Here is a 22017-nt window from a genome sequence, read left to right as displayed (position 1 = left end):
AGCAAAGGGTGAAACTTCCCGCATGAAGGCTCTCGTCAAGGTCGCCGCTGGGCCTGGACTCGAACTGACCGACGTCCCCGACCCGACCCCGGGTCCGACGGACGTGCTGGTCAGGGTGTTGCGCACCGGCATCTGCGGCACCGATCTGCACATCGACTCGTGGGACGACTGGGCGGCGCAGAACATCAAGGCGCCACTGGTCCTCGGGCACGAGTTCGTCGGCGAGGTCGTCGAGGTCGGCAACAGCGTCACCGGCGTCAAGGTCGGCGACCTGGTCAGCGGCGAGGGTCATCTCGTCTGCGGGACCTGCCGAAACTGCAAGGCCGGCCGCCGCCACCTCTGCGCCAACACGCGTGGTCTGGGCGTGCACTCCAACGGCGCGTTCGCGCAGTACGTCGTGCTGCCCGAGCAGAACGCGTGGGTGCACCGCACGAAGGTCGACCTGGACGTGGCCGCGATCTTCGACCCGTTCGGCAACGCCGTGCACACCGCGCTGAGCTTCCCGGTCATCGGCGAGGACGTGATCATCACCGGCGCCGGGCCGATCGGCATCATGGCCGCCGCCGTCGCCAAGCACGCGGGCGCGCGCAACGTCGTGATCACCGACATCTCCGAGCACCGGCTCGACCTGGCCCGCAAGGTCGGCGTCGACCTCGCGGTGAACGTCGCCGAGAAGTCGATCGCGGACGCGCAGGCCGAACTCGGCATGGCCGAGGGCTTCGACGTCGGCATGGAGATGTCCGGCAAGCCGGTGGCGATGCGGGACATGATCGCGAACATGGCGCACGGCGGCCGCATCGCGATGCTGGGCCTGCCCGCGGACGAGTTCTCCGTCGACTGGAGCAGCGTCGTGCTGAAGATGCTGCACATCAAGGGGATCTACGGCCGCGAGATGTTCGAGACCTGGTACTCGATGACCGTGCTGTTGCAGCGCGGCCTCGACCTCACGCCGGTGATCACGCACCGGTTCGACCACACGCAGCACGCGGAGGCGTTCGCCACCGCGCGTGAAGGCAAGTGCGGCAAGGTCATCCTCGACTGGACGGGAGCCTGATGTACGGCGAGCTGAAGAACGACCTCCTCAAGACGATCGAGGAGATCAGGGAGGCCGGGCTCTACAAGTCCGAACGCGTCATCGCCACCCCGCAGAACGCCAGCGTCAGGGTCGGTTCCGGCGACGACGTGCTGAACTTCTGCGCCAACAACTACCTCGGTCTCGCCGACCACCCGCAGCTCATCGCGGCCGCGAAGAAGGCTCTGGACGACTGGGGCTTCGGCATGGCCTCCGTCCGGTTCATCTGCGGAACCCAGGAACCGCACAAGGAACTGGAGCGCAAGCTCAGCGAGTTCCTCGGCACGGAGGACACGATCCTCTACAGCTCGTGCTTCGACGCGAACGGCGGCCTGTTCGAGACGCTGCTCGGCGCCGAGGACGCGATCATCTCCGACGAGCTGAACCACGCGTCGATCATCGACGGCGTGCGCCTGTCGAAGGCCAAGCGCTTCCGCTACAAGAACCGCGACATGGACGACCTGGAGCGCCAGCTCAAGGACTCCGCCGACGCCCGCTACCGCCTGATCGCGACCGACGGCGTCTTCTCGATGGACGGCTACCTCGCGCCGCTCGACGAGATCTGCGACCTGGCCGAGCGCTACAACGCCCTGGTCATGGTCGACGACTCGCACGCCGTCGGCTTCACCGGCCCGACCGGCCGCGGCACCCCGGAGCTGTTCGGCGTGCAGGACCGCGTCGACATCGTCACGGGCACGCTGGGCAAGGCGCTCGGCGGCGCGTCCGGCGGTTACACCTCCGGCCGCAAGGAGATCGTCGAACTGCTGCGCCAGCGCTCGCGCCCGTACCTGTTCTCGAACTCCCTCGCGCCGTCGATCACCGCCGCCGCGATCGCCACGCTCGACATGCTGTCCAGTTCCACGGAGTTGCTCACCCAGCTGAGGTCGAACACCGAGCTGTTCCGCCGGCGGATGACCGAGGCGGGCTTCGACCTGCTGCCGGGCGAGCACCCGATCATCCCCGTGATGATCGGCGACGCGGCGGAGGCGGCCAGGCTCGCGGATCTCCTCCTGGAACAAGGCGTCTACGTCATCGGCTTCTCGTACCCGGTCGTGCCGCACGGCAAGGCGCGTATCCGCACGCAGATGTCGGCTTCACACACGACTGAGGACGTTAACCGCGCCGTTGACGCGTTTATCGCCGCACGCGAAAAGATGTAAACACCGTACTTGTACCGGCTCCAAAAACTACTTCCTTCGGTGATATTCGGGGAGAAACAATGGAGCCGGTACGGGTCTAGCTTCTAGCTTCGTCGACATGCCACGACGAAAGTCCAGTGTGGTGGGACGCGAGTTCGGTGATGCTGTTCGCGAGGTCATCGAGCAGACCGGGCTTACCCACCGCAAGCTCGCCGAGGAAGTCGGCTGGGACGAAGCAAAGCTCTCTGACATGGTCCGCGGCAAAGGCGGCGTGTCCGAGATCGACGTGATGCAGTTGCTCAGCTACTGCCGCGTCAGGCCACCAGAGATCGAACGCCTGCTGGCGCTGTACCGCGAGACGCGCGAGCTGGGGTACCTCAAGCTCCCCGACGAGCCGCCGGATCAGCTGCCCACGCTGCTCACCCAGGAGCGTCTCGCCAACGCGATCACCGTCTGGTCGATGAACCTCGTCCCAGGTCATCTTCAGACTGCTGACTACATGCAAGCCGTCATCGACGGAGAGGCGCGCAAGCAGGCAGTCGACTACGACAAGGTCATCGCGGCGAAGCTCGAACGCCGCAAGCTCTTCCACTGGAGCCGCACGTTCGTGTTCTACATCCACGAACAGGCCTTGCGTCTACCGGTGGGCGGGACAGAGGTGATGGAGGATCAGTACCTCCACATCCTGGCGATGGCCCAGCGCGACTACATCACCGTGCGGGTCGTACCCATAGCCATTGGTGCGCACGCGGGGGTTTCCGGATCATTTCTCCAGCTCGACTACGAGAAGCTCGAACCGGTCGTCTTTCTCGAAGGAAAGAACTCCGGACTCTTCCTGGAAGACGTGAAATCGTTGGCGATCTACGCCTCTGTGCTCAAGGTGCTCGACGCTCAGGCCATGGATCCGGAACAATCGAGGCTGCTGATCAACAGCATGCTGACCTGAGGGAGCGTTCCGGATGAGCACCTGGCGCAAGAGCTCTTACAGCGCAGACTCAAGCGACTGCGTTGAGGTCGGTCGCGGTGTCGGCATCCGGGACAGCAAGGCGCCTGCCGCGCACCTGCCCGTGTCGGACGAGGCGTGGTCGGCCTTCCTCCGCGATGTGACCCGCGTCACTCAGTTGTAAGAATCAGTGACGTCGGCGCACTTCCCATCGTGGAGGAATTCTCGATCGTCTACCGCGAGTGCTACCCGCGAGTGCTCGCCTATGCGGCGAGCCACGCGGGCGGCCGGGTCGCCGAGGACATCACCAGCGAGACCTTCACGATCGCCTGGCGCAGGCTCGACCAGATGCCGTCCAACGCGCTGCCGTGGCTGCTCGGCATCGCCCGCAACCTGGTGCGCGCGTCCCGTCGTGAGGCGACCACCTACGAGCTCACCGACTTCCCCGCAGAGGACGACTTCGCGGTGATCGAGCTGCGTGCGGCTCTGGCGAGCCTGTCAGAGGCCGACCAGGAGGTTCTCACGCTCATCGCGTGGCACGGGCTGGCGGCGGCCGAGGCCGCGCAGGTGCTCGGCTGCACGACGGCGACGTTCTTCGTGCGGCTGCATCGGGCTCGACGGCGTTTGCAGGCCGCTCTCTGGACCCCGAAATTCGACAGTGCGAGGGCGTCGTGGAAGACATCCTGAAAGACCTGGCGCAGGCCAAGCCTCCGACGCCAGAGGTCGACTCCGAGCGGATGGAACGCGACCTCGCGCGCATCATCACGTTGCCGCGGGAGAGGCCGGTCCGGAAGCAGCTCGTGCGGCGGTTTGCTCCGTTGGTGGTCATCGGTGCGGTGATCGTGCTCGCGGTCGTGCTGCTGCCTGCACCTCCTCAGCCCGTGCAGCCCGCAGCCCCTCCGAAGTGGTGGCATGTGCTCACGCGGCAGTGGTCGGTGATGATCGTCGGCGACCCGGCGAAGCCGTACGCCGCGTACTTCGACTCCAAGACCGAACGGTGGCTGGCCACCAACCAACAGGTCACGGTCGTCCAGAAGGACGGTGCCGTGCGGGCCTTCTCCCTCGAACGCGACGGCAAGGCGTGGGAGGAGGCGGGCAGGCCGGAGACGGTGCCCCAGGTCGGCGGGAACCACCTGGTGCGCATCGGCCCGATGAAGCCGGCCGTGCAGAGGACCAGCGTCTCCGGGTTCCAGATGTCCCTGCACAGCCAGGCGCGTTTCGACTCGCTCGACTCGCTGCCCGCAGACCCGCAGGAGTTGAGGAAGGCGCTCGAGACCGTCGTGGGGAAGGACGCCTACCGGATCGGGTCGCTCGCGATGGAGCTGATGAGCTCGAACGTGCGCGACGACCAGCGGCGGGCGGCGTTCGAACTGCTCAAGACGCTCGACGGGGCGCGGTTCCTCGGTGAGGTGACGGTGCTCGACGAACGCAAGGGACTCGCTGTGGCGATCGCCGCACCGCCGACGTTCCAGTTCACCGACGTCGAGACGCAACTGGTGATGAGCCCGGAGACCGGCCTGCCGATCCTCAAGCGGGACGTGCTCACCACGCCTCAGCACGGCCTGCCCACGCAGATGACCATCTCGCAGGAGGAGTACCTCCTGCTGGAGCAGGTGGACTTCGACCCGATCGTGCCTCAGGACGTCCCCGTGAACGGCGAAGTGGAATCCCCCATCATTGAGCGGTGATCGACCCACGACGGCTCCGCGTGCTGCGCGCACTCGCTGACCACGGCACCGTGACGGCCGCGGCCGCCGCGTTGCACCTCACGCCGTCAGCGGTGTCGCAGCAGCTCGCGGCGCTGGAGTCCGAGGCAGGACACCCGTTGTTGCTGCGCAAGGGACGCCGGGTGTCGCTGACGCCCGCCGGTGAACTGCTCGTCACGCACGCCCATGTCGTCGCCGCGGAACTGGAACGCGCACAGGCCACTTTGGACGCTCTCGCCTCCGGCTCAGCCGGACGGGTGGGCGTGGCGGCGTTCGCGTCGGCGATCACGCAGGTGGTGGCACCGGCGTTGGCGGCGTTGAAGGAACGCTCGATCGAACTGTCCGTGCGTGATGCCGAGGGACACGAGAGCGTGCGGTTGTTGCTGGACGGCGAGATCGACGTGGCGATCACCGAGGAGCACCGGACCACCGACCGTTTCACGCGGTTTCCGCTGTACACGGAGCCTTTCGACGTCGTGCTGCCACCGGGACACGCGCTTTCGGGCGGGCCGGTCGAGTTGCAGCAACTGGCCGACGAGGACTGGGTCGTGACGCTGCCCGGCAATCCGTTGCGGGACGTCGTGGAGATGGCGTGCGCGCAGGCGGGGTTCACGCCGCGGATCAGGCACACGTCTGACGACTTCCGCGCGATCCAGGCACTCGTCGACGCGGGAGCCGGGGTGGCGTTGGCTCCCCGCAACGCCGTACGCGGTGTGCCGGTCGCCGGAGTCGCGCCGTTGCGGCGGGTGGTCGCGGCGGTGCGCAAGGGGTCGGAGGAACACCCGTTGATCAGCGCGGTTCTCGACCAGCTCCAGCGTTAGGGCGGCGGGATCGTCAGGCGCAGCTTGGCCGCAATGCGCGTCAACGCCTGGCGGTCGGCGGCGGTGAGCGGGTCGAGCACGAACTCCCGGACCGCGCGCAGGTGGGTGGGCGCGGCGGCCTTGACCACCTCGAAGCCCTCGTCGGTGAGCGTGGCGATCGTGTAGCGGCCGTCGCCCGGGTCAGGGGAACGCACCACCCAGCCACGTTGCTGGAGGCGCTTGACCACGTTGGACAACCGCGACAGCGAGCCGTTCGCCAGGTGCGCGAGCTCGCTCATCCGGATGCTGCGGTCCTTCGCCTCCGAGACGTGGCTGAGCACCAGGTAGTCGAAGAGGCTCAGGCCCGACTCCTGCTGCAACGGTGCCTCCAGCCGGCCCGGCAGCAACAACAGCATCGAGACGAGGCCGGTCCAGGCGTCCTTCTCGTCGGCGTTCAGCCACTCCACACCACACAGCGTACTTCATGCTTGAAGTCATGCTAGGTTTGACTTCAAGCATGAAGTCATCGAAGGGAAGAGTCATGAGCAAGCCGGAGTTCTTCGCCACCCCCGGATACGGCGACACCCAGCTCGAGAACATGCGGTACAGCCAGGCCGTGCGCATCGGCGACCGCGTCGAGACATCAGGTCAGGGCGGCTGGAGCGACGAGTTCGAGTTTCCTGAGTCGCTCGAGGAGGAGATCGCGCGCGCGTTCGAGAACGTCGAGCGCACGCTCGCGACGGCGGGCTCGTCCTGGGCCGACGTCGTGCACGTGAACTCGTACCACGTGCTCGGCGACGACTCGTTCGACGACCACAACCGTGTGATGGTCGAGCAGTTCCGTGCGCGGATGGGCGACCGCGCGCCCATCTGGACCGAGAGCGGGGTCACCGCCCTCGGTCACCCGAAGATGCGCATCGAGATCCGCGTGACCGCGATCAGTTAGGGACCTGTCCCCAGCCGCGCCGCCTACCGTGCCGGCATGAGGGTCCTGGTGCTCGTGCTGCTGCTGGCCGGATGCGGCGCGCCGCCGCCGCGGTTCCCGGTCGAAACCTCGGTGACCACCACCTCCAGGGAGGTCATCGGCGCCGCTCCCACCACCACACCGCCCACGCCGACCAAGTCGATGAGCAACGAGGCTCGGGGCCCGCTCGCGAAGGCGGCTTGCGAGAGCGGGGGTCCGTTCAACCCGACCAGCAGGCCCTACGCAGGCGCAGGGCCGCACCCGATAATCGCGCACGAGGTGCTCGACCCCGCAAGCCACATGCAGCACTCGTCGGTGGCATCGAGCGGCGACGCCACCATGTTCCTGAGCGACGTCAACCTGATCCAGCTCGTCGCCTGCGTGGTGCCGGTCGTCGGTGCCCGCTCCGGCACGGTCACCTGCTACTTCACCGAAGGCGACACCCGCGACTGGCCGTTGCACGAGGCGAGCTACCAGGTCACGTTGCGGGAGGCGCGGACAGGACGGGTGGTCACGACGGTGACCGCCGCCGGCGACGAGACCGCCAAGGACAGCTGTCCGCTGTTCGGCACGGACTACTCCGACTCGCTGGTGGCGCGCAGCCTGACCTGGGAGTCACTGGGCAAGGCCGTCGAGCCGATCCGCAACGGCGAGGCGCGCTAGACGCCTCGCCGACTGGAACCTGCGGCCAGAATCCCGCTTGCGGTGACCTGGGTCAGTGCGGGGCGCGGGCCGCCAGCTTGGCCGAGCCCGGGTCACCCGCCGCCAGTGCACCGCGGGCGGCAAGCTGGCAGATGTCCACACTGGTCGTCGCGAGCTTCGCGCCGACGCCCGTGAGAGCCGTGTGGTTCATGGACAAGGACGTGATGCCCAGTCCGATCAGCACGCACGCGAGCAACGGGTCGGCCGCCGCCTCGCCGCAGACGCCGACGGGCTTGCCGGTGGCGGTCGCCGCCTCGCCGACCTGGGCGATCAGGCGCAGCAACGCGGGCTGCCACGGGTCGTTCAGCGCGGCGACGCCACCGAGCTGGCGGTCCGCCGCGAAGACGTACTGCGCCAGGTCGTTGGTGCCGATGGAGATGAAGTCGACGACCTGAAGGATTTCGCGGGCCGACAGTGCGGCCGACGGGACCTCGACCATCACGCCGGCGCGCTGGATGCCGGCCTTGCGGGCACGTTCCACGAACCAGGCGGCTTCGGCGGCGGTCGCGACCATCGGGGCCATGACCGAGACGTCGGCGCCGGAGGACTTGGCCGCCGCGGCGATGGCTTCGAGCTGGCGGTCCAGGATCTCCGGGCGGTCGAACGCGACGCGCAGGCCGCGGACGCCGAGGGCCGGGTTGGGCTCGGGGGCCGGGTTCAGAAACGCCAGCGGCTTGTCCGCGCCCGCGTCGAGGGTGCGCACCACAACGGGTTTGCCCGCAAACGGCGCCAGCACAGCCTCGTAAGCAGCAGTCTGCTCAGCAACGGTCGGTTCCTCTGCGGCGTCCAGGAAGCAGAACTCCGTGCGGAACAGGCCGACGCCCTCCGCGCCCGCCTGAGCAGCGGCTTGAGCATCGGCGGGGGAGCCGACGTTGCCCAGGACCTTCACGCGGTGGCCGTCCTTGAGGACACCGACGCCGTTCCACGAGGCCTTCTTGCCGGTGCCGGCCGAGCGGACCTTGCCGTCCGACTCGCGGACCTGGCCGGTGTCGCCGTCCACGTCGAGAGAGGTGCCCTCGAACGCCAGGATGCCGCGGCACGCGACGACGGCCGGGATGCCCAGCGACCGGGCGAGGATCGCGGTGTGGGAGGTCGGGCCGCCCTCCTCCGTGACCAGGGCCAGGACCTTCGACGGGTCGAGACCGGCGGTGTCGGCGGGCGCGAGGTCGCGCGCCACCAGCACGGACGGCGAGGCCAGGTCGGGTACGCCGGGCGCGGGCAGGCCGAGGAGTTCGGCCACCACGCGGTCGCGGACGTCCTGGACGTCGCGGGCCCGTTCGGCCATGTAGCCACCGGCGCCCTGCAGTGCCGAGATGAACTTCTCGGCGGCCTGGTGCACCGCACGGGCCGCGGTCAGCGACTGGTCGACGACGAGCTTCTCGGCGGCCTTGATCAGCGACGGGTCACCCGCCATCGCCGCTGTGGTCTCCAGAACGGCACGAGCGTCACCCTCGACCGTCTTCGCGCGCTCCATCAGGCGCTGCACCACGACCTCGGCCGCAGGGCGGATGAGGGAGGCTTCCATCTTCGTATCCGCTGTTCGCTGGCCCGCAGGAGGTTCCGGCAGGGCCTCGGCGATCCTCACCACGGGGCCGGTTGCCCGACCACTGCTCACACCGACACCGCTCAGCCGCGCGCTCGACATGGTCTAGACCATACCCTCCGACCGGAAACCCAGGACAGCTCAGTGTGACCAATTGAGCGGCGGAACGCGCAGCGATGCTCCGTTCGTCATCATGGCTTAACACGGACGGCCGACGGCAGTGTGACAGTAGGCCGTTCGGAGCAGTACGGTCCCGCTGTGCGACTTCCGTCCGTCTTCGCCGCAGTCCTCCTGGTCGCCGGATGCACGTCGGCGCAACCGGGCCTCGGCCCCGAGATCAACGTTCCCGCTCAGCTGAGCACCATCCAGGAGGCCGTGGACGCGGCGCAGGAGGGCGCGACCATCGTCGTGTCGCCGGGCGTCTACGAGGAATCGGTGCGGGTCAGGACCAAGGGCCTCACGATCAGGGGAGCCCGGCGCGGCAGCGTGATCATCGACGGCGAGGTCAAGCGCGAGAACGGGATCGAGGTCGCCGCTGAGGACGTGTCCGTGCAGAACCTGACCGTTCGCAACCACACGGCCCACGGTGTGCTGATCTCCGAGCAGCGCGGCTTCCGCGTCTCGTACGTGACGGCCAGCAACAACGCTCGGTTCGGCGTCCGCGCTCTCAACGCCCAGAACGGCGTGATCGAGCAGAGCTACGCGAGCGGCAGCGCGGACTCCGGGTTCTCCGTAGGCCGGTGCAAGCCGTGCGACGTCGTCGTGCGCGGCAACGTCGCCGAACGCAACGCCGTCGGCTACCAGGGCACGAACGCGTCCGGCCGGATGTTCGTGCTGGGCAACAGGTTCAGCGGCAACCGGGTCGGCATGACCTCGGCCGCCGAACGCCAGGAGGACGTCGTGCTCGTCGGCAACCTCGTCTCCGACAACGACGAGGCCCTCTCACCCGCGCAGGCAGACGGCGCGTTCGGGCTCGGCATGAGGATCCTGACCAGCGCGAAGAACCTGGTGTCCCGCAACCTGATCACCGGCAACCCCGGCGTCGGGCTGGCGCTGAGCCCCGGCCAGGACCCGATGGACAACCACCTGGAGACCAACGTGATCGTCGGCAACGGCCAGGACGTGCGCTACGAAGCCGACGCGCCGCAGAAGAAGTCCAGGGCGCCGCGCGGGATCCCGTTCAACCAGGTCGCCGCGCCGCCGCTGCAGCCGGAGATGCCCGCGGACCCGTTGCCGGACAAGGCACCGGACGTCGACAGGTACGTGCTGCCGAGCGAGGACCTGTTCGACGAGCGCGCGGCCGTGCGGGCGTAGGTCAGCCGACCTCGGCGGCCGTCGGGTAGGACGGCTGCGCGCCGGCCTTCGTGACGGACAGCGCGGCCACCTTCACCGCGTATTCGGCGGCCTGGACGATGTCGTCGCCCTCGGCCAGCCGTGCCGAGAGCGCTCCGGCGAACGCGTCACCGGCACCGGTCGTGTCGACCACCTCGTCGACCTCGATCGCCGGCACCTCGACGACGCCCGCCTGCGCCACGACGGCGGCGCCGCGCGAGCCCAGCGTGACGATCGCCGAGGTCGGGCCAAGCTTGAGCAGGTCACGCCAGTCCGAAGCCAGTTGTGCGGCCTCGTGCTCGTTCACGATCAGCACCGTGAGCTGCTTCAACGTCTCCGCGGGCAGTTCCGCCACCGGCGACAGGTTCAGCACGGTGCGGACGCCTGCCTTGGACGCGACGCCGATCGCGTGGATCACCGTCTCCAGCGGCACTTCCAGCGAGCAGGTCAGCACCTGAGCGCCGTCGAACGAGACATCGTCCACATCGGACAGTGATACGTCGGCGTTGGCACCGGGCGAGACGACGATGGAGTTCTCGCCGTCCGGCGTCACGGTGATGTAGGCGATCCCGGTGGGGCGCGCGGAAGTCTTCACCAGAGCGGTGTCGACGCCGGACGACTCCAGCGATTCCCGCAGCAGCGAGCCGTAACCGTCACCACCGACGGCGCCGATCAACGCGACGGAAGCACCGACGCGGGCAGCGGCGACGGCGGTGTTGGCGCCCTTGCCGCCGGGCAGCACGACGGTGTCGCCGCCGAGCACGGTCTCACCGCCGGCGGGCCGCCTGCCGACCTCGACCACGAGGTCGGCGTTGGCGGACCCGAGAACAAGCAGAGCGTTCGTCACTTGATGAACTCTGCCACGTTCTTCGCGTTGATGACCTTGACCTCGACGTCCACGACCTGCTGAACCGGCTCGCCCTTGGCGGCGTGCACGGCCTGCTCGACGGCCTTGGAGCCCAGCAGCTTCGGCTGCTGCGCGATGGTCGCGGCGAGCGTGCCGTCCTGGATCGCCTTCAGGCCGTCCGGGGTGCCGTCGAAGCCGACGACCATGACGTCCTTGCCGGCACGGGCGCCGAGGGCCTTGATCGCGCCGAGCGCCATCTCGTCGTTCTCGGCGAAGATGCCCTTGAGGCCGGGGTGCCCCTGCAACAGGTTCGTGGTCTCGTTGAGGCCCTTGGCGCGGTCGAAGTCGGCCACGGCGGTGGCGGTGACCTTGATGTTGCCGCTGTTCAGGCCCTGTTCGAAGCCCTGGCCGCGGTCACGTGACGCCGACGCACCGGGAATGCCCTTGAGGTGCGCGACCTCGCCGGAGGCGGCGCGGCCCAGTTCGATGGCCGCGAGGCTGCCGCCCGACACGTTGTTCGAGGCGACCTCGGCGGCGACCTTGCCGCCCTCGACCGCGCGGTCGACGGAGATCAGCGGGATGTTCGCCATCTCGGCGGCCTTGGCGGCGGGCGCGGACTGCTTGGAGTCGACCGGGTTCAGCAGGATCGCCTTCACGCCCTGCGTCACCAGCGTCTGCACCTGGTTGATCTGGTTCGTCGCGTCGTTCTGCGCGTCGACCACGGTCAGCTTGGCACCGAGCTGGTCCGCCATCTCCTGCGCACCCTGCTGCAGTTCCACGAAGAACGGGTTGTTCAAAGTGGACACGGCGAGGCCGATGGTGATGCCGCTTCCTCCGGACGCCCCAGTTCCGCTGCACCCGGTCGCCACTAGAGCAGCGGCACCGAGCGTCAACGCGATCCGTCGGGTCACCTTCATTGGTGTCTTCCTTACCTGTTGCGGGTTTTCAGCGACGGCGAAGTGAGTCGAGCAGCGCGGCGAGAGCGATCACCACGCCGATGACGACCTGCTGCCAGAACGGCGGCACTTGCAGCAGGTTGAGGCCGTTGCGCAGGACGGCGAGCACAAGTGCGCCGACCAACGTCCCGGTGGCGCGGCCAACGCCACCGGACAGCGACGCACCACCGATGACGACAGCGGCGATGGCGTCGAGCTCGTAGCCGGCCGCTGCCTGCGGACCGGCGGACCCGAGCCGTCCCGCGAGCACGAGGCCCGCGGCGGCGGCGAACAGGCCGCTCAGCGCGTAGATCCAGAGCTTCTGCTTCCGGACGTCGATGCCGCTGAGCTTGGCTGCTTCCTCGTTGCCGCCGATCGCGTACATGCGACGGCCGAGGTTGGTGCGCGTGAGGATCAGGCCGGTGATGCCGAAGAACGCCAGCATCAGCAGCAGCGGCAGCGGAACCATCGGCGCGAGGTTCGAGCCGAGGAACGTGACCAGTGCGTCGGTCTCGTGCGGCTGGCCTTCGGAGAACACCAGCGTGAGACCGCGGGCGACGCTGAGCATGGCGAGCGTCGCGATGAACGGCGGCAGCTTGCCGTAGCTGACCAGCGCGCCGTTGACGAGGCCGCAGAGCGCGCCGACCAGGAGCCCCACTGGTCCGGCGGTGAGCGCGCCGACCATCGCGGCCAGTGCGGCAATGCTGCCGACCGAGAGGTCGATCCCGCCCGCCACCACCACGAACGTCATGCCGAACGCCATGATCGCGATGACCGCGGCCTGCACGCCGACGTTGAGCAGGTTCTGCGCGTTGAGGAACGCGGGCTGCATGATCGCGATGACCAGGGCGAGGATGACGAGCCCTGCGAGGGCACCGTTCTCGCTTGCGTACTTGCGAATGCTGATCGTGGTCATGCCGAAATCTCCTGCACGGCGAGTGCCATCACCTGGTCTTGAGTCGCGCCCTTGGGCAGCTCACCGGCCACCTGGCCGTGGGCCATCACGACGACGCGGTCGCTCATCCCGATCACCTCGGGCAGGTCGCTGGACACGAGCAGCACGGCCCGGCCCTGCGCGGTCATGCGGTTGATCAGCTCGTAGATCTCGACCTTGGCGCCGACGTCGACGCCCCTGGTCGGTTCGTCGAGGATCAGCACCTTCGGGTCGGCCAGCAGCCACTTGCCGATGACGACCTTCTGCTGGTTGCCGCCGGAGAGTTCCTTGACCGGTTGCTCGACGCGGCCCTTGATCCGGAGCTTGCCCGCGATGTCGTGCAGGCGTTTCTCGTCGCGGTTGTCGAGCGTCACGAGTTCGAGGTTCTGGCCGACGGTGGCCGTCAGGACCAGGCCCTGGCCCTTGCGGTCCTCCGGGACCAGGCCGAGACCTGCCCTGATGGCGGCCTGGACGTCGTGGCGGGGCAACGGTTTCCCGTCGACCGCGACCGTGCCGTGGTCGTAGCCGTCGACGCCGAACGCGGCCCGCGCGACTTCCGTTCGTCCCGCTCCGACCAGGCCCGCGATGCCGACGACCTCGCCCGCGTGGACCTCGATGCTGATGTTCTCGAAGACACCGCGCTTGGTCAGGCCCTGGATGCTCAACAGGGGCTGGCCAGGACGTTGGCGGGCGCGTGGGTACTGCTCGTCGATCGGGCGGCCGACCATCAGCTCGATCATGTGCTGAGTGGTGGCCTTCGGACCCAGGACTCCGACGCTCCGGCCGTCGCGCAGGATCGTGATGCGGTCGGCGACGCGCTGGATCTCGTCGAGGTGGTGGGTGATGAAGACGAGGCCGACGCCGTTGTCGCGCAGCTGGGCCATGATCTGCAGCAGGCGGTCGGTCTCGGTCTCGGTGAGGACCGCGGTCGGCTCGTCCAGGATCAGCACGCCGGCGTTCTTGTCGAGCGCGCGGGCGATCTCGATCATCTGCTGCTGGGCGATGCCGAGGTCCTTGACCTTGGCGTCCGGGTCGACGTTCAGCCCGACTCGGTCCAGCAGCCTCGGGGCCCTGCGGCGCATCTCGGCGCGGTCGACGAAGCCGTACCTGCGCGGAAGCCGGTTGAGGAACAGGTTCTCGGCGACGCTGAGTTCGGGGACCAGCGCCAGCTCCTGGTGGATGACGGCGAGGCTGGTGTGGCCCTCGATCGTTCCCGCGTCCTGGTCGTGGATGCCCGCCAGCACCTTGACCAGCGTGGACTTGCCCGCGCCGTTCTCGCCGAGCAGGACGTGGACCTCGCCCGCGTTGATGTCGAGGTCGACGCCGTCCAACGCCTTCGTGGCACCGAAGTGCTTGGTGATGCCGCGGGCGGTGATCAGGGTGTTCACAGCTCGGCCTCCCCGAGCGAACCGCGCAGCACGAGCTTCGCGGTGAGGCGGACGTCGTCGGGCTGCTGGCCGTTGATCAGGGCCAGCAGGCTGCGTGCGGCGGCGCGCCCCATCTCCACGGTCGGCTGCGCGATGACCGTGATCGGCGGGTCGAGCAGCGGGAACCACGGCTGGTCGTCGAACACCGCGAGCGCGATGTCGTGCGGGATCTGCAGGCCGCGGGCCCTGACCTCGCCCAACGCGCCGAGACCCATCAGGTTGTCCATCGCGACCAGCGCCGTGGCGCCGTCGTCGATCAGCCTGGCCGCGGCCTGACTGCCGCTCTCCTGGCGGAAGTCGCCGTGCACGACCTGCGCGAGGCCGCCGAGCGACCCCGTGAGCACGTCGGTTCGTTCTCTTCCAGTGGAGGTGTTCGGCGGACCCGCGATCACTCCGATGCGGGTGTGGCCGGCGCCGACGAGCCGCCGGGCGAGCGCGGTCAATGCCTCGCTGCCGTCAGCGCGGACGACGGGGCATGTCGCGCCCCTGACCGTCCGGTCGAGCAGAACTAGCGGTACGCCGCCTGCGCTCACTTCGCGAACCAGACTCGGGTCGTCGGTCGCGGGGCACAGCAGGAGGCCGTCCACCCGGCGGTCGAGCAGGGTGCGCACGTAGGTCGCTTCCTGCTCGGCGCTCTCGTCGGCGTTCCCGATCACGACGCAGTAGCCGTGTGACCGGGCTTCGTCCTCGACCGCTCGCGCGATCTCGGCGAAGAACGGGTTCAGCAGATCGCTGATGACCAGACCGAGGGTCTGGGTGCTGGTGGTCCTGAGGGATCGCGCCAGGGCGTTGGGCCGGTAGCCGAGCTTCTCGATCGCGGCGAGCACGCGCTCACGGGTCTCGGGCGTCGGTGCGGCATGGCCGTTGAGCACGCGCGACACGGTGGCCGTGGAGACGCCGGCGTGCTGCGCAACGTCCTTCATGGTCGTCACGAGGCCGTAGTTAATCGATTACACATGTATGTAGTCAAGCCGAGACCTGTGGATGAGTAGGTGTACGGATGTCACTGGGCGTGCTCTGCCTCACTCTGATCACATGGACGGACAGGATCGCCTCGGAGACGAGCAGCGCCTTGCGCTGGAGCTCGCGGCCATCGGGCAGCGGCTGACGACGATCAGCTCGGAGTTGCGTGAGCGCTCCACCGCGACCGCGGTGCTCGACGCACCTGAGGTGGCACGGCCCGGTGAGGTGCCGCAGCCGCCGGCCACGACCGTCCCCACGCCGCCTGCCGGAGTGCCGCAGCAGCAGCCGCCGCCCGTGAGTGCGCCGCAGCAGCCCGCCGGTGTGCCGCAGCAGGGTGCGCCGCAGCAGCCCGTCGGCGTGCCGTCGCCGCCCGTTGGCGTGCCGCAGCAGCCGAACCCGTGGTCGCAGCACGCCGTTGCCTCGGCCCAGGTGCCGCCGCCTCCCGGCCCGCAGTTCCCCGGCCGGAACTTCCCGCCGCCTCCCCAGGCGCAGTGGCCCCACCCGCAGCAGCAGACGTGGCCACAGCAGCCGCTGCCGCCGCGCGAGACCGTGTTCGAGAAGCTCGGCAAGGACGGCGCCGGTGCGAAGCTGCTGGCCTGGGTCGGTGGCGCGATCACCGTGCTCGGCTTCGTGTTGCTGCTGGTCCTCGCCGTGCAGCGCGGCTGGCTCGGCCCGCTGCCGCGCGTGATCGGCGGCGCGGTGTTCAGCGGCGCGATGGTCGGCATCGGCATGTGGCTGCACCGCAACCCCGCCGGTCGTACCGGTGCGATGGCGCTGGCCTTCACCGGGTTCGCCGGTCTCTACCTGGACGTGATCGCCGCGACGAGTCTGTACGGCTACGTGCCGGAAGGTGTGGGCCTGGTCGTCGGGCTCGCCGTTGCGGCTGCCGGTGTCGTGCTCGCGCTGAAGTGGGACTCGCAAGCGCTCGCGGTCAGCGTCGTCGCAGCTTGTGCCCTGTGCTCGCCGATCATCACCGAGGGCTTCACGGTCCTGCTCGTCGGCTTCCTGCTGGTGCTGAAGATGGCCAGCACGCCGGTCCAGATCAACCGCAACTGGCCGGGTCTCGCGATCGCCGGCGGCTTCCCCGCGATCCTCGCCTCGCTGCTCACCACCGCGAACGCCATCCCGCGCTCCTACGAGTGGACCGTGGTCGGCGTCGCGGCGGCCACGACCGTCGTCGGCATCGCCGTCGCGTTCCTCACGATCCGCAAGCGGCCGGACGACATCGTCGCGGTGGCGTTGATCGCCGGTTCGGCGCTGCCGGCCCTGTTCGCGACGACGTTGCTGAAGGACCCGGCCAACTCGATCCTCGCCGGGGTGGTCGCCGCCGTGCTGCTGGCGATCTGGATGGTCCCCGACCTGCCGCGCGGGTTCACGACGGCGGCCGGTGCGACGGGCATGCTCGCGTTGTTCCAGACCACGGTGATCGCGCTCGACGGCAACGTCCGCACGGCGATCGTGCTGGCCGAGGCCGTGCTGCTGGCGGTCCTCGCGGCGCGCCTGAACAAGAAGAGCGCGCTGGTCGGTTCGGCGGCGTTCGGCGTGCTCGGGTTCTTCATGGCGATCGGGCAGGCCGTGCCGATCACCTGGCTGGTGGAGGAGCCGCGGTTCTTCAACGACGTCGAGCCCGGCGACTACGCGGCGGGCCTGGTGACGGCGGTCGTGCTGGGCATCTTCGCGGCCGTGCTGCCGTGGGCCGCGCTCAAGATGCAGGTGCTGCGCGAGCCGGCCAGGCACCCGTTCCCGTGGATCGTGTCCGGGCTCGTGCTGCTCTACGGCGCGGCGGGTGCGGTGCTGTGCGCGGCGCTGCTGGTGTCGCCGGACGAGACCGGGTTCCTCTTCGGACACTCGGTGGTCACCGTGTCGTGGACGATCGCCGCGTTGTTCCTGCTGGTCAGGGGCATCAACAACAAGGCGCTGCGGATCTCCGGCCTGATCCTGGTCGGTGCCGCGGTCGTGAAGCTGGTGCTGTTCGACCTCTCCGCGCTCGACGGGATCGCCCGCGTGCTGGCGTTCCTCGGGGCCGGTCTGGTCCTGCTCACCGCTGGCACCCGTTACGCCAAACTGGTGACGACGGCCAAGAAGTCTGTGTGAACCGCACCGAACGGCTGTACGCGCTGGTCGAGGAGCTCCGGGCCGTCTCGCCGCGGCCGCGCAGCGCCGCCTGGCTGGCACGGCGGTTCGAGGTCAGCGCCCGCACCGTCGAACGGGACCTCGAGGCGTTGCGGCAGTCCGGTGTCGCGATCCGCAGCGACACCGGACGCAACGGCGGGTACAGCCTGGACCGCGAGCGCACGCTGCCGCCCGTGACGTTGACCGCACGGGAGGCGTTGGCGATCAGCGTCGCGTTGCGAGCCGCGTCAGCCACTCCGTTCGCTGGTGCGGCACGACAGGCAGCGCAGAAGGTGCTGGCCGTGCTGCCTCCCGACGTGCGGCAACGGGAGGACGCGCTGGCCGCGCGGGTGCACCGGGTCGGTCCCCACCCCGATCTCCCCGCGATCAGCGGTCAGGTGGCCGACACCGTCGAGGACGCCCTGGTGACCGGCCGGGTGCTGCACCTGGCCTACACCGACAGGGCGGATGCGACCTCCAGTCGTGACGTCGAGCCGATGGGTCTGCTGTGGGGACCGCACGGCTGGTACGTGGTCGCGTGGTGCCGCCTGCGGGACGGGGTGCGCGGGTTCCAGTTGGACCGCATCGCCACCGCCGTGCTGACCGATGAGCGGTTCAGTCCCCGCGAGGCGGAGTGGGCGGCGGAGCTCGACCGCTTGGACGCCGAGGCGCTGCGCTGAAATGTGACGCCGAACACCGACATAACGGTGTCGCGGTCCGTTGGAACCATCTCGTACATGAACAACAACGAAGAACGAATGCAGCAGTGGTGCCGTATGTGGAGCGAGGACCCGACGCTGGCCCACGAGCTGATGACTCCCGACTGCGTTCAGTGGTCCGCACAGACCGAAGGGCTGGACGACGTGGTCGGTCCTGCGGACCAGGTGAGGTTCATCGAGGGCTACCGCGCCCAGCACGTCAACGTCTTCACCGCGCGGACGCTCGCCGACGACGGCGATCAGTTCGCCTACCTGTGGGACGTGCGCAGGCCCGACGGCACCGTGAAGACCGGCTTCGACTTCAACGTCCTGCGTGGCGACAAGATCGCGGAGAACTGGACGTTCGTGGGTGAGCGCGACACGACGCCCGACCTCCCACCCGCCGGCGGCGGTGATCTGCGGCAGGTCCTCGACGGCTGGCTCGACGCGCGGTCCCGGACCCTGCACCGGGAGCCGGTCCTGGATCTCGTCCGCGGCACCATCGCGTTCCTGTGGACCGGCCCCGCGGTCAGCGGAGCCGACCTGCTGGCCGTGCGGGACGGCAGGGTCACCTGCTCCTGGTCCCTGACCGGTACGAGGCCTTTCCGCTACTGAACGTCGTACTACAACCAGGCAAAGATTTCCCTCGACAGAGTGACGGAAGTAGATCGAAAGCACCCGGAAGTGGTCCCATCGGGCGTATGGCAAAGCCACGCCTCGTGGCCGCGGTTATAGCGCTCTCAGCGGCCTTCGCGGCGACGGGTGTTCACCAAGGGCACGAGTACACAACCACTTCTTCGGCATCGGTCGCACCGCTCGCGTACGTGGTGGGCAAGACCGGTCTCGTGCAGGTCGTGGACACCCGCAACGGTGCCGTTCTCGTGCAGGCGGACACCGGGGGCCGCGCGACGGGTGTCGCCGTTTCTCCTGACGGGCGCCGGCTCTACGTGATCAACGGGTGGACCGGCGCGATCACCGTGGTCGACCCGAGCAGTGGCGAGATCCTCGATCGGCTCTTCACCCAGGTCCAGCTCTCGCACGCGGCTATGCGACCGGACGGCCAGCGGCTCTACGTCTCGGCCGCCGGCGGCATCGCGGTGGTGAACCCCGAGAACTTCCAGATGGTCGCGGTGATCAAGGCGGGCGGGCAGCCGCAGGGCCTCGCCGTCCACCCGGACAACAAGATCCTCTACGTCGCGAACTCCCAGGACGGCACGGTCGGCCTGGTCGACACGGCGACGGCGTTCCAGACGTCGACGGTGCCGGTCGGCGGGCTGCCGCAGCACCTCGCGATCTCACCGGACGGCAAGCGCCTCTACGTGAGCGGCATGCGCCTCGGTGAGAAGACGCCTGGAACGTTGTCGGTGATCGACACGGCCACGAACCAGGTCGTCGGCACGCTGGAAGCAGGCAGGGGAGCGGGCAGCATCGCTGTCACCCCCGACGGCGCCACGGTCTACCTGACGCTGCCGAAGGAACGGTCGGTCGTGGTCGTCGACGCGGCGACCATGACCGTGCGCGAACGCTTGCGGATCGACTCGCCGAGCGTCGCCATCGCGCCGGGGGACACGAGGGTCTTCCTCGCCACCGGCACGACGACGACGGTCCTGGACAGCACGAACGCGGTGCTCACCACGTACCGGATGAAGACGGGCGAACTGCAGGAGGCGAGGCCGCGCCAGTTCGACGCGGCCATGATCGCCTTCCCGCCCGGTCAGCCGACGGCGACCGGCTTGCGGACCTCGTCGTCGAACGGGTCGTCGAGGTCGGCCGGCTCGTCGTGAAGCGCGAGGCGTTCCTGGATCCGCTTGAGCGGACCGGGTGACCACCACGCGGCGTTGCCGAGCAGCTTGAGCACGGCGGGCACGAGCAGCATCCGGACGATCGTGGCGTCGAGCGCCAGCGCGAGGATCATGCCGACGCCGACGAACCGCATCATCGCGACCTGCGAGAACGCGAACGCGCCGGTCACCACGATCAGCAGCAGCGCGGCCGAGGTGATCACCCGGCCGGTCTTCGCGAGGCCGGTGGTCACCGCCTCTTCCGTCGTCGCGCCCTGGCCGCGGGCCTCGACCATCCTGCTGAGCAGGAAGACCTCGTAGTCAGTCGACAGACCGAACACGATGGCCGCCATCAGCACGACGATGCCGGACTCCAACGGTCCTGGCGTCACGCCGAGGAGGTCGGCGCCGTGACCCTCCTGGAAGATCCACACGAGCACGCCGAACGTCGCCGAGAGCGACAGCGCGCTCATCAGCACGGCCTTGATCGGCAGCACGATCGAGCCGAACGCCAGGAACATCAGGATCAGCGTCGCGCCGACCAGCAGCGTGACCATCAACGGCAGCCCGTCCGCGATGGCGCCGAGCGAGTCGCTGACCGTCGCGGTGTTGCCGCCGACCAGCACCTCGGCGCCGTTCGGCGGGGTGATCGCGCGAACGTCCTCGAGCGCCTGCTTCGACTCGTCGCTGAGCGCGTCGTGCTCCAGGCCGGCCATGGCCGCCGTGACGCCCTTGTCCGCACCCGTCGGCTGGACCTCGCCGATGCCGGGCACGTCCTTGACCTTGCCCAGGTACTCCTGGACCGCGGCCTGGTCACCGCCCTTGACGACGATCTTGAAGCCGGTGTTGGAGAGCGCCGAGAAGTTCTGGTTGATGTTCTCGGTGGCCACGCGCACGGCGTTGCCCTCCGGCAGGACCTTCTCGGTGACCTGGCCGAACTGCACGCCGAGGAACGGCGAGCCGAGCGCGAGCAGCACACCGATGATCGGCACGGCGATCAGCACCGGTCGCTTCATGACCTTGGTGCTGAGCTTGCGCCAGCCGCGTTCGCTCGGCTCCTTCTTGCGCCACGGCATGGCGAGCTTGTCGACCCGATGGCCGAGCACGCCGAGCAACGCGGGCAGCAGCGTGACCGAGACCAGCGCCGCGATCGCGACCGACGACACACCGCCGTACGCGAGGGACTTCAGGAAGCCGTGCGGGAAGAGCAGCAGTCCGGCCAGAGCGATGACCAGCAGCGTCGCGCTGAAGACGACGGTGCGGCCGGCGCTGGCGACCGTGCGTCCGACGGCTTGTTCGGTCGTGCGGCCCTGGGCGAGTTCCTCGCGGAACCGGCCGACCATGAACAGGCCGTAGTCGATCGCCATGCCCAGGCCGAGCAGCGAGGCGACGTTGACCGCGAACGAGTTGACCTCGGCGAAAAGTGCGACCGCGTGCAGCACACCGAGCGCGCCCATGATGGCGAGACCGCCGACGACGACCGGGAGGCTGGCTGCGACCAGGCCGCCGAAGATGATCACGAGCAGCAGCAGGACCAGCGGCAGCGAGAACATCTCCGCGCGCGTCAGGTCCTCCTGGGACATGTCGTTGATGGCCTTCTGGGTGGGCACGAGCCCGCCGACCTGCTCGCTGAAGCCGTCGATCTTGAGCTGCGACTGGATGTCCTGGAACTGCTTGATCTGCTCGTTCGAGTCGCCGCTGCTCAGCGTGATGGCGACGAGCGCCTGCTGCTGGTTGTCGGACGGCACCGGCCCGACGGCCTTGAGCACGTCGTCCTTCGGGAAGCCGCTGATGTGGTCGGCGATCTTCTTGAGTTCGAGCGGGTTCGCGAAATCGCCGCGATAAATGACGATCACGTCACCGTTCTGCCGCCCGAACGCCTCCTCGGCTACTTTGTCGGCCCGCGCCGCCTCACTGGAGGGAGCCTCGTAGCCGCCCTGGCTGAGCTTGTCGAACACGCCGATGCCCCACACGCCGCCGATCACGGCGAGCAGTACGGTCGCGATCAACACCACCCACCGGCGGCGATATGCGATAGATCCCCACTTCGCGAACATCGACGACGGCCTCCTGGGTTACCGTGCTGTTAATCCCGTGAACTCTTGTAAACACCGTTCAC

Annotated in this window: 22 protein-coding genes; 14 read left to right on the top strand and 8 right to left on the bottom strand. The window is 68.7% G+C overall.

Features of this window, described 5'->3' with window-relative positions; translation table 11 throughout:
- Positions 1–22: 22 nt before the first annotated feature.
- From tdh to ACIQF0_RS19065, 7 genes are all read left to right on the top strand, one after another.
- On the top strand, positions 23–1054 hold the full coding sequence (gene tdh / locus ACIQF0_RS19095; protein ID WP_401030940.1) for an L-threonine 3-dehydrogenase: 1032 nt from the start codon (positions 23–25) through the stop codon (positions 1052–1054).
- Positions 1054–2232: a glycine C-acetyltransferase gene (locus ACIQF0_RS19090; protein WP_401030938.1), complete on the top strand. Its 1179-nt coding sequence runs from the start codon at positions 1054–1056 to the stop codon at positions 2230–2232. The genes tdh and ACIQF0_RS19090 overlap by 1 nt, the downstream gene beginning before the upstream one ends.
- Positions 2233–2329: 97 nt before the next feature.
- The gene (locus ACIQF0_RS19085; protein ID WP_401030936.1) at positions 2330–3157 is read left to right on the top strand and encodes a helix-turn-helix domain-containing protein; all 828 of its coding nucleotides are present in this window, start codon (positions 2330–2332) and stop codon (positions 3155–3157) included.
- Positions 3158–3170: 13 nt separating this feature from the next.
- Complete coding sequence (locus ACIQF0_RS19080) at positions 3171–3338, top strand: DUF397 domain-containing protein (protein ID WP_401030934.1); 168 nt, start codon at positions 3171–3173, stop codon at positions 3336–3338.
- 29 nt (positions 3339–3367) lie between these two features.
- The gene (locus ACIQF0_RS19075) at positions 3368–3841 is read left to right on the top strand and encodes an RNA polymerase sigma factor (protein WP_401030932.1); all 474 of its coding nucleotides are present in this window, start codon (positions 3368–3370) and stop codon (positions 3839–3841) included.
- Positions 3826–4842, top strand: a complete 1017-nt coding sequence (locus tag ACIQF0_RS19070) for a hypothetical protein (RefSeq protein ID WP_401030930.1) — start codon at positions 3826–3828, stop codon at positions 4840–4842. Before ACIQF0_RS19075 ends, ACIQF0_RS19070 begins: the two co-directional genes overlap by 16 nt.
- Positions 4839–5681 carry a LysR family transcriptional regulator gene (locus ACIQF0_RS19065; RefSeq protein WP_401030928.1) on the top strand — a complete coding sequence of 281 codons (843 nt, stop codon included), beginning with the start codon at positions 4839–4841 and terminating at the stop codon, positions 5679–5681. The genes ACIQF0_RS19070 and ACIQF0_RS19065 overlap by 4 nt, the downstream gene beginning before the upstream one ends.
- Here ACIQF0_RS19065 and ACIQF0_RS19060 read toward each other — a convergent pair.
- Entirely contained in the window at positions 5678–6076 is a 399-nt protein-coding gene (locus tag ACIQF0_RS19060; RefSeq protein ID WP_401031476.1) for a MarR family winged helix-turn-helix transcriptional regulator, read from the bottom strand. The two genes, ACIQF0_RS19065 and ACIQF0_RS19060, sit on opposite strands and share 4 nt — an antisense overlap.
- A gap of 125 nt (positions 6077–6201) precedes the next feature.
- On the opposite strand from ACIQF0_RS19060, the gene ACIQF0_RS19055 reads away from it, so the two are divergent.
- The gene (locus ACIQF0_RS19055) at positions 6202–6606 is read left to right on the top strand and encodes a RidA family protein (RefSeq protein WP_401030926.1); all 405 of its coding nucleotides are present in this window, start codon (positions 6202–6204) and stop codon (positions 6604–6606) included.
- Positions 6607–6642: 36 nt separating this feature from the next.
- A complete protein-coding gene (locus tag ACIQF0_RS19050; RefSeq protein ID WP_401030925.1) occupies positions 6643–7287 on the top strand; it encodes a hypothetical protein in 645 nt (214 codons plus the stop codon).
- 52 nt (positions 7288–7339) lie between these two features.
- Here the strand turns inward: ACIQF0_RS19050 and ptsP are convergent, their stop codons facing one another.
- Entirely contained in the window at positions 7340–8971 is a 1632-nt protein-coding gene (gene ptsP, locus ACIQF0_RS19045) for a phosphoenolpyruvate--protein phosphotransferase (RefSeq protein ID WP_360047488.1), read from the bottom strand.
- Between the two features lie 156 nt (positions 8972–9127).
- On the opposite strand from ptsP, the gene ACIQF0_RS19040 reads away from it, so the two are divergent.
- Positions 9128–10183, top strand: coding sequence for a nitrous oxide reductase family maturation protein NosD (locus ACIQF0_RS19040; protein ID WP_401030923.1), 1056 nt, complete (start codon positions 9128–9130; stop codon positions 10181–10183).
- A gap of 1 nt (position 10184) precedes the next feature.
- Here the strand turns inward: ACIQF0_RS19040 and ACIQF0_RS19035 are convergent, their stop codons facing one another.
- The 5 genes from ACIQF0_RS19035 to ACIQF0_RS19015 are packed head-to-tail and all read right to left on the bottom strand — an operon-like array spanning position 10185 to position 15267.
- A complete protein-coding gene (locus tag ACIQF0_RS19035) occupies positions 10185–11048 on the bottom strand; it encodes a ribokinase (RefSeq protein ID WP_401030921.1) in 864 nt (287 codons plus the stop codon).
- Positions 11045–11965 (bottom strand): substrate-binding domain-containing protein, encoded by a 921-nt coding sequence (locus tag ACIQF0_RS19030; protein WP_401030919.1) that lies wholly within the window; start codon positions 11963–11965, stop codon positions 11045–11047. The genes ACIQF0_RS19035 and ACIQF0_RS19030 overlap by 4 nt, the downstream gene beginning before the upstream one ends.
- Positions 11966–11993: 28 nt before the next feature.
- Positions 11994–12899 (bottom strand): ABC transporter permease, encoded by a 906-nt coding sequence (locus ACIQF0_RS19025; RefSeq protein WP_360047492.1) that lies wholly within the window; start codon positions 12897–12899, stop codon positions 11994–11996.
- Complete coding sequence (locus ACIQF0_RS19020) at positions 12896–14305, bottom strand: sugar ABC transporter ATP-binding protein (RefSeq protein WP_401030917.1); 1410 nt, start codon at positions 14303–14305, stop codon at positions 12896–12898. Before ACIQF0_RS19020 ends, ACIQF0_RS19025 begins: the two co-directional genes overlap by 4 nt.
- Positions 14302–15267: a LacI family DNA-binding transcriptional regulator gene (locus tag ACIQF0_RS19015; RefSeq protein WP_401030915.1), complete on the bottom strand. Its 966-nt coding sequence runs from the start codon at positions 15265–15267 to the stop codon at positions 14302–14304. The genes ACIQF0_RS19020 and ACIQF0_RS19015 overlap by 4 nt, the downstream gene beginning before the upstream one ends.
- A gap of 112 nt (positions 15268–15379) precedes the next feature.
- Here ACIQF0_RS19015 and ACIQF0_RS19010 point away from each other — a divergent pair, with 112 nt between their 5' ends.
- From ACIQF0_RS19010 to ACIQF0_RS18995, 4 genes are all read left to right on the top strand, one after another.
- Positions 15380–17401 carry a DUF2339 domain-containing protein gene (locus ACIQF0_RS19010; RefSeq protein ID WP_401030913.1) on the top strand — a complete coding sequence of 674 codons (2022 nt, stop codon included), beginning with the start codon at positions 15380–15382 and terminating at the stop codon, positions 17399–17401.
- A complete protein-coding gene (locus tag ACIQF0_RS19005) occupies positions 17398–18099 on the top strand; it encodes a helix-turn-helix transcriptional regulator (protein ID WP_401030911.1) in 702 nt (233 codons plus the stop codon). The genes ACIQF0_RS19010 and ACIQF0_RS19005 overlap by 4 nt, the downstream gene beginning before the upstream one ends.
- 57 nt (positions 18100–18156) lie before the next feature.
- Positions 18157–18732 carry a nuclear transport factor 2 family protein gene (locus tag ACIQF0_RS19000; RefSeq protein WP_401030909.1) on the top strand — a complete coding sequence of 192 codons (576 nt, stop codon included), beginning with the start codon at positions 18157–18159 and terminating at the stop codon, positions 18730–18732.
- An 86-nt stretch (positions 18733–18818) separates the two neighbouring features.
- The gene (locus ACIQF0_RS18995) at positions 18819–19901 is read left to right on the top strand and encodes a hypothetical protein (protein ID WP_401030907.1); all 1083 of its coding nucleotides are present in this window, start codon (positions 18819–18821) and stop codon (positions 19899–19901) included.
- On the opposite strand, the gene ACIQF0_RS18990 is transcribed toward ACIQF0_RS18995, so the two are convergent.
- Positions 19832–21910, bottom strand: a complete 2079-nt coding sequence (locus ACIQF0_RS18990; protein WP_401031473.1) for an MMPL family transporter — start codon at positions 21908–21910, stop codon at positions 19832–19834. The two genes, ACIQF0_RS18995 and ACIQF0_RS18990, sit on opposite strands and share 70 nt — an antisense overlap.
- Positions 21911–22017 lie beyond the last annotated feature (107 nt).

The sequence above is a fragment of the Lentzea sp. NPDC092896 genome (assembly GCF_044754905.1).
Lineage (GTDB): Bacteria > Actinomycetota > Actinomycetes > Mycobacteriales > Pseudonocardiaceae > Lentzea.
The sequence above is the reverse complement of the archived record's forward strand: the minus strand, read 5'-3'. Positions and strand labels throughout refer to the sequence as shown.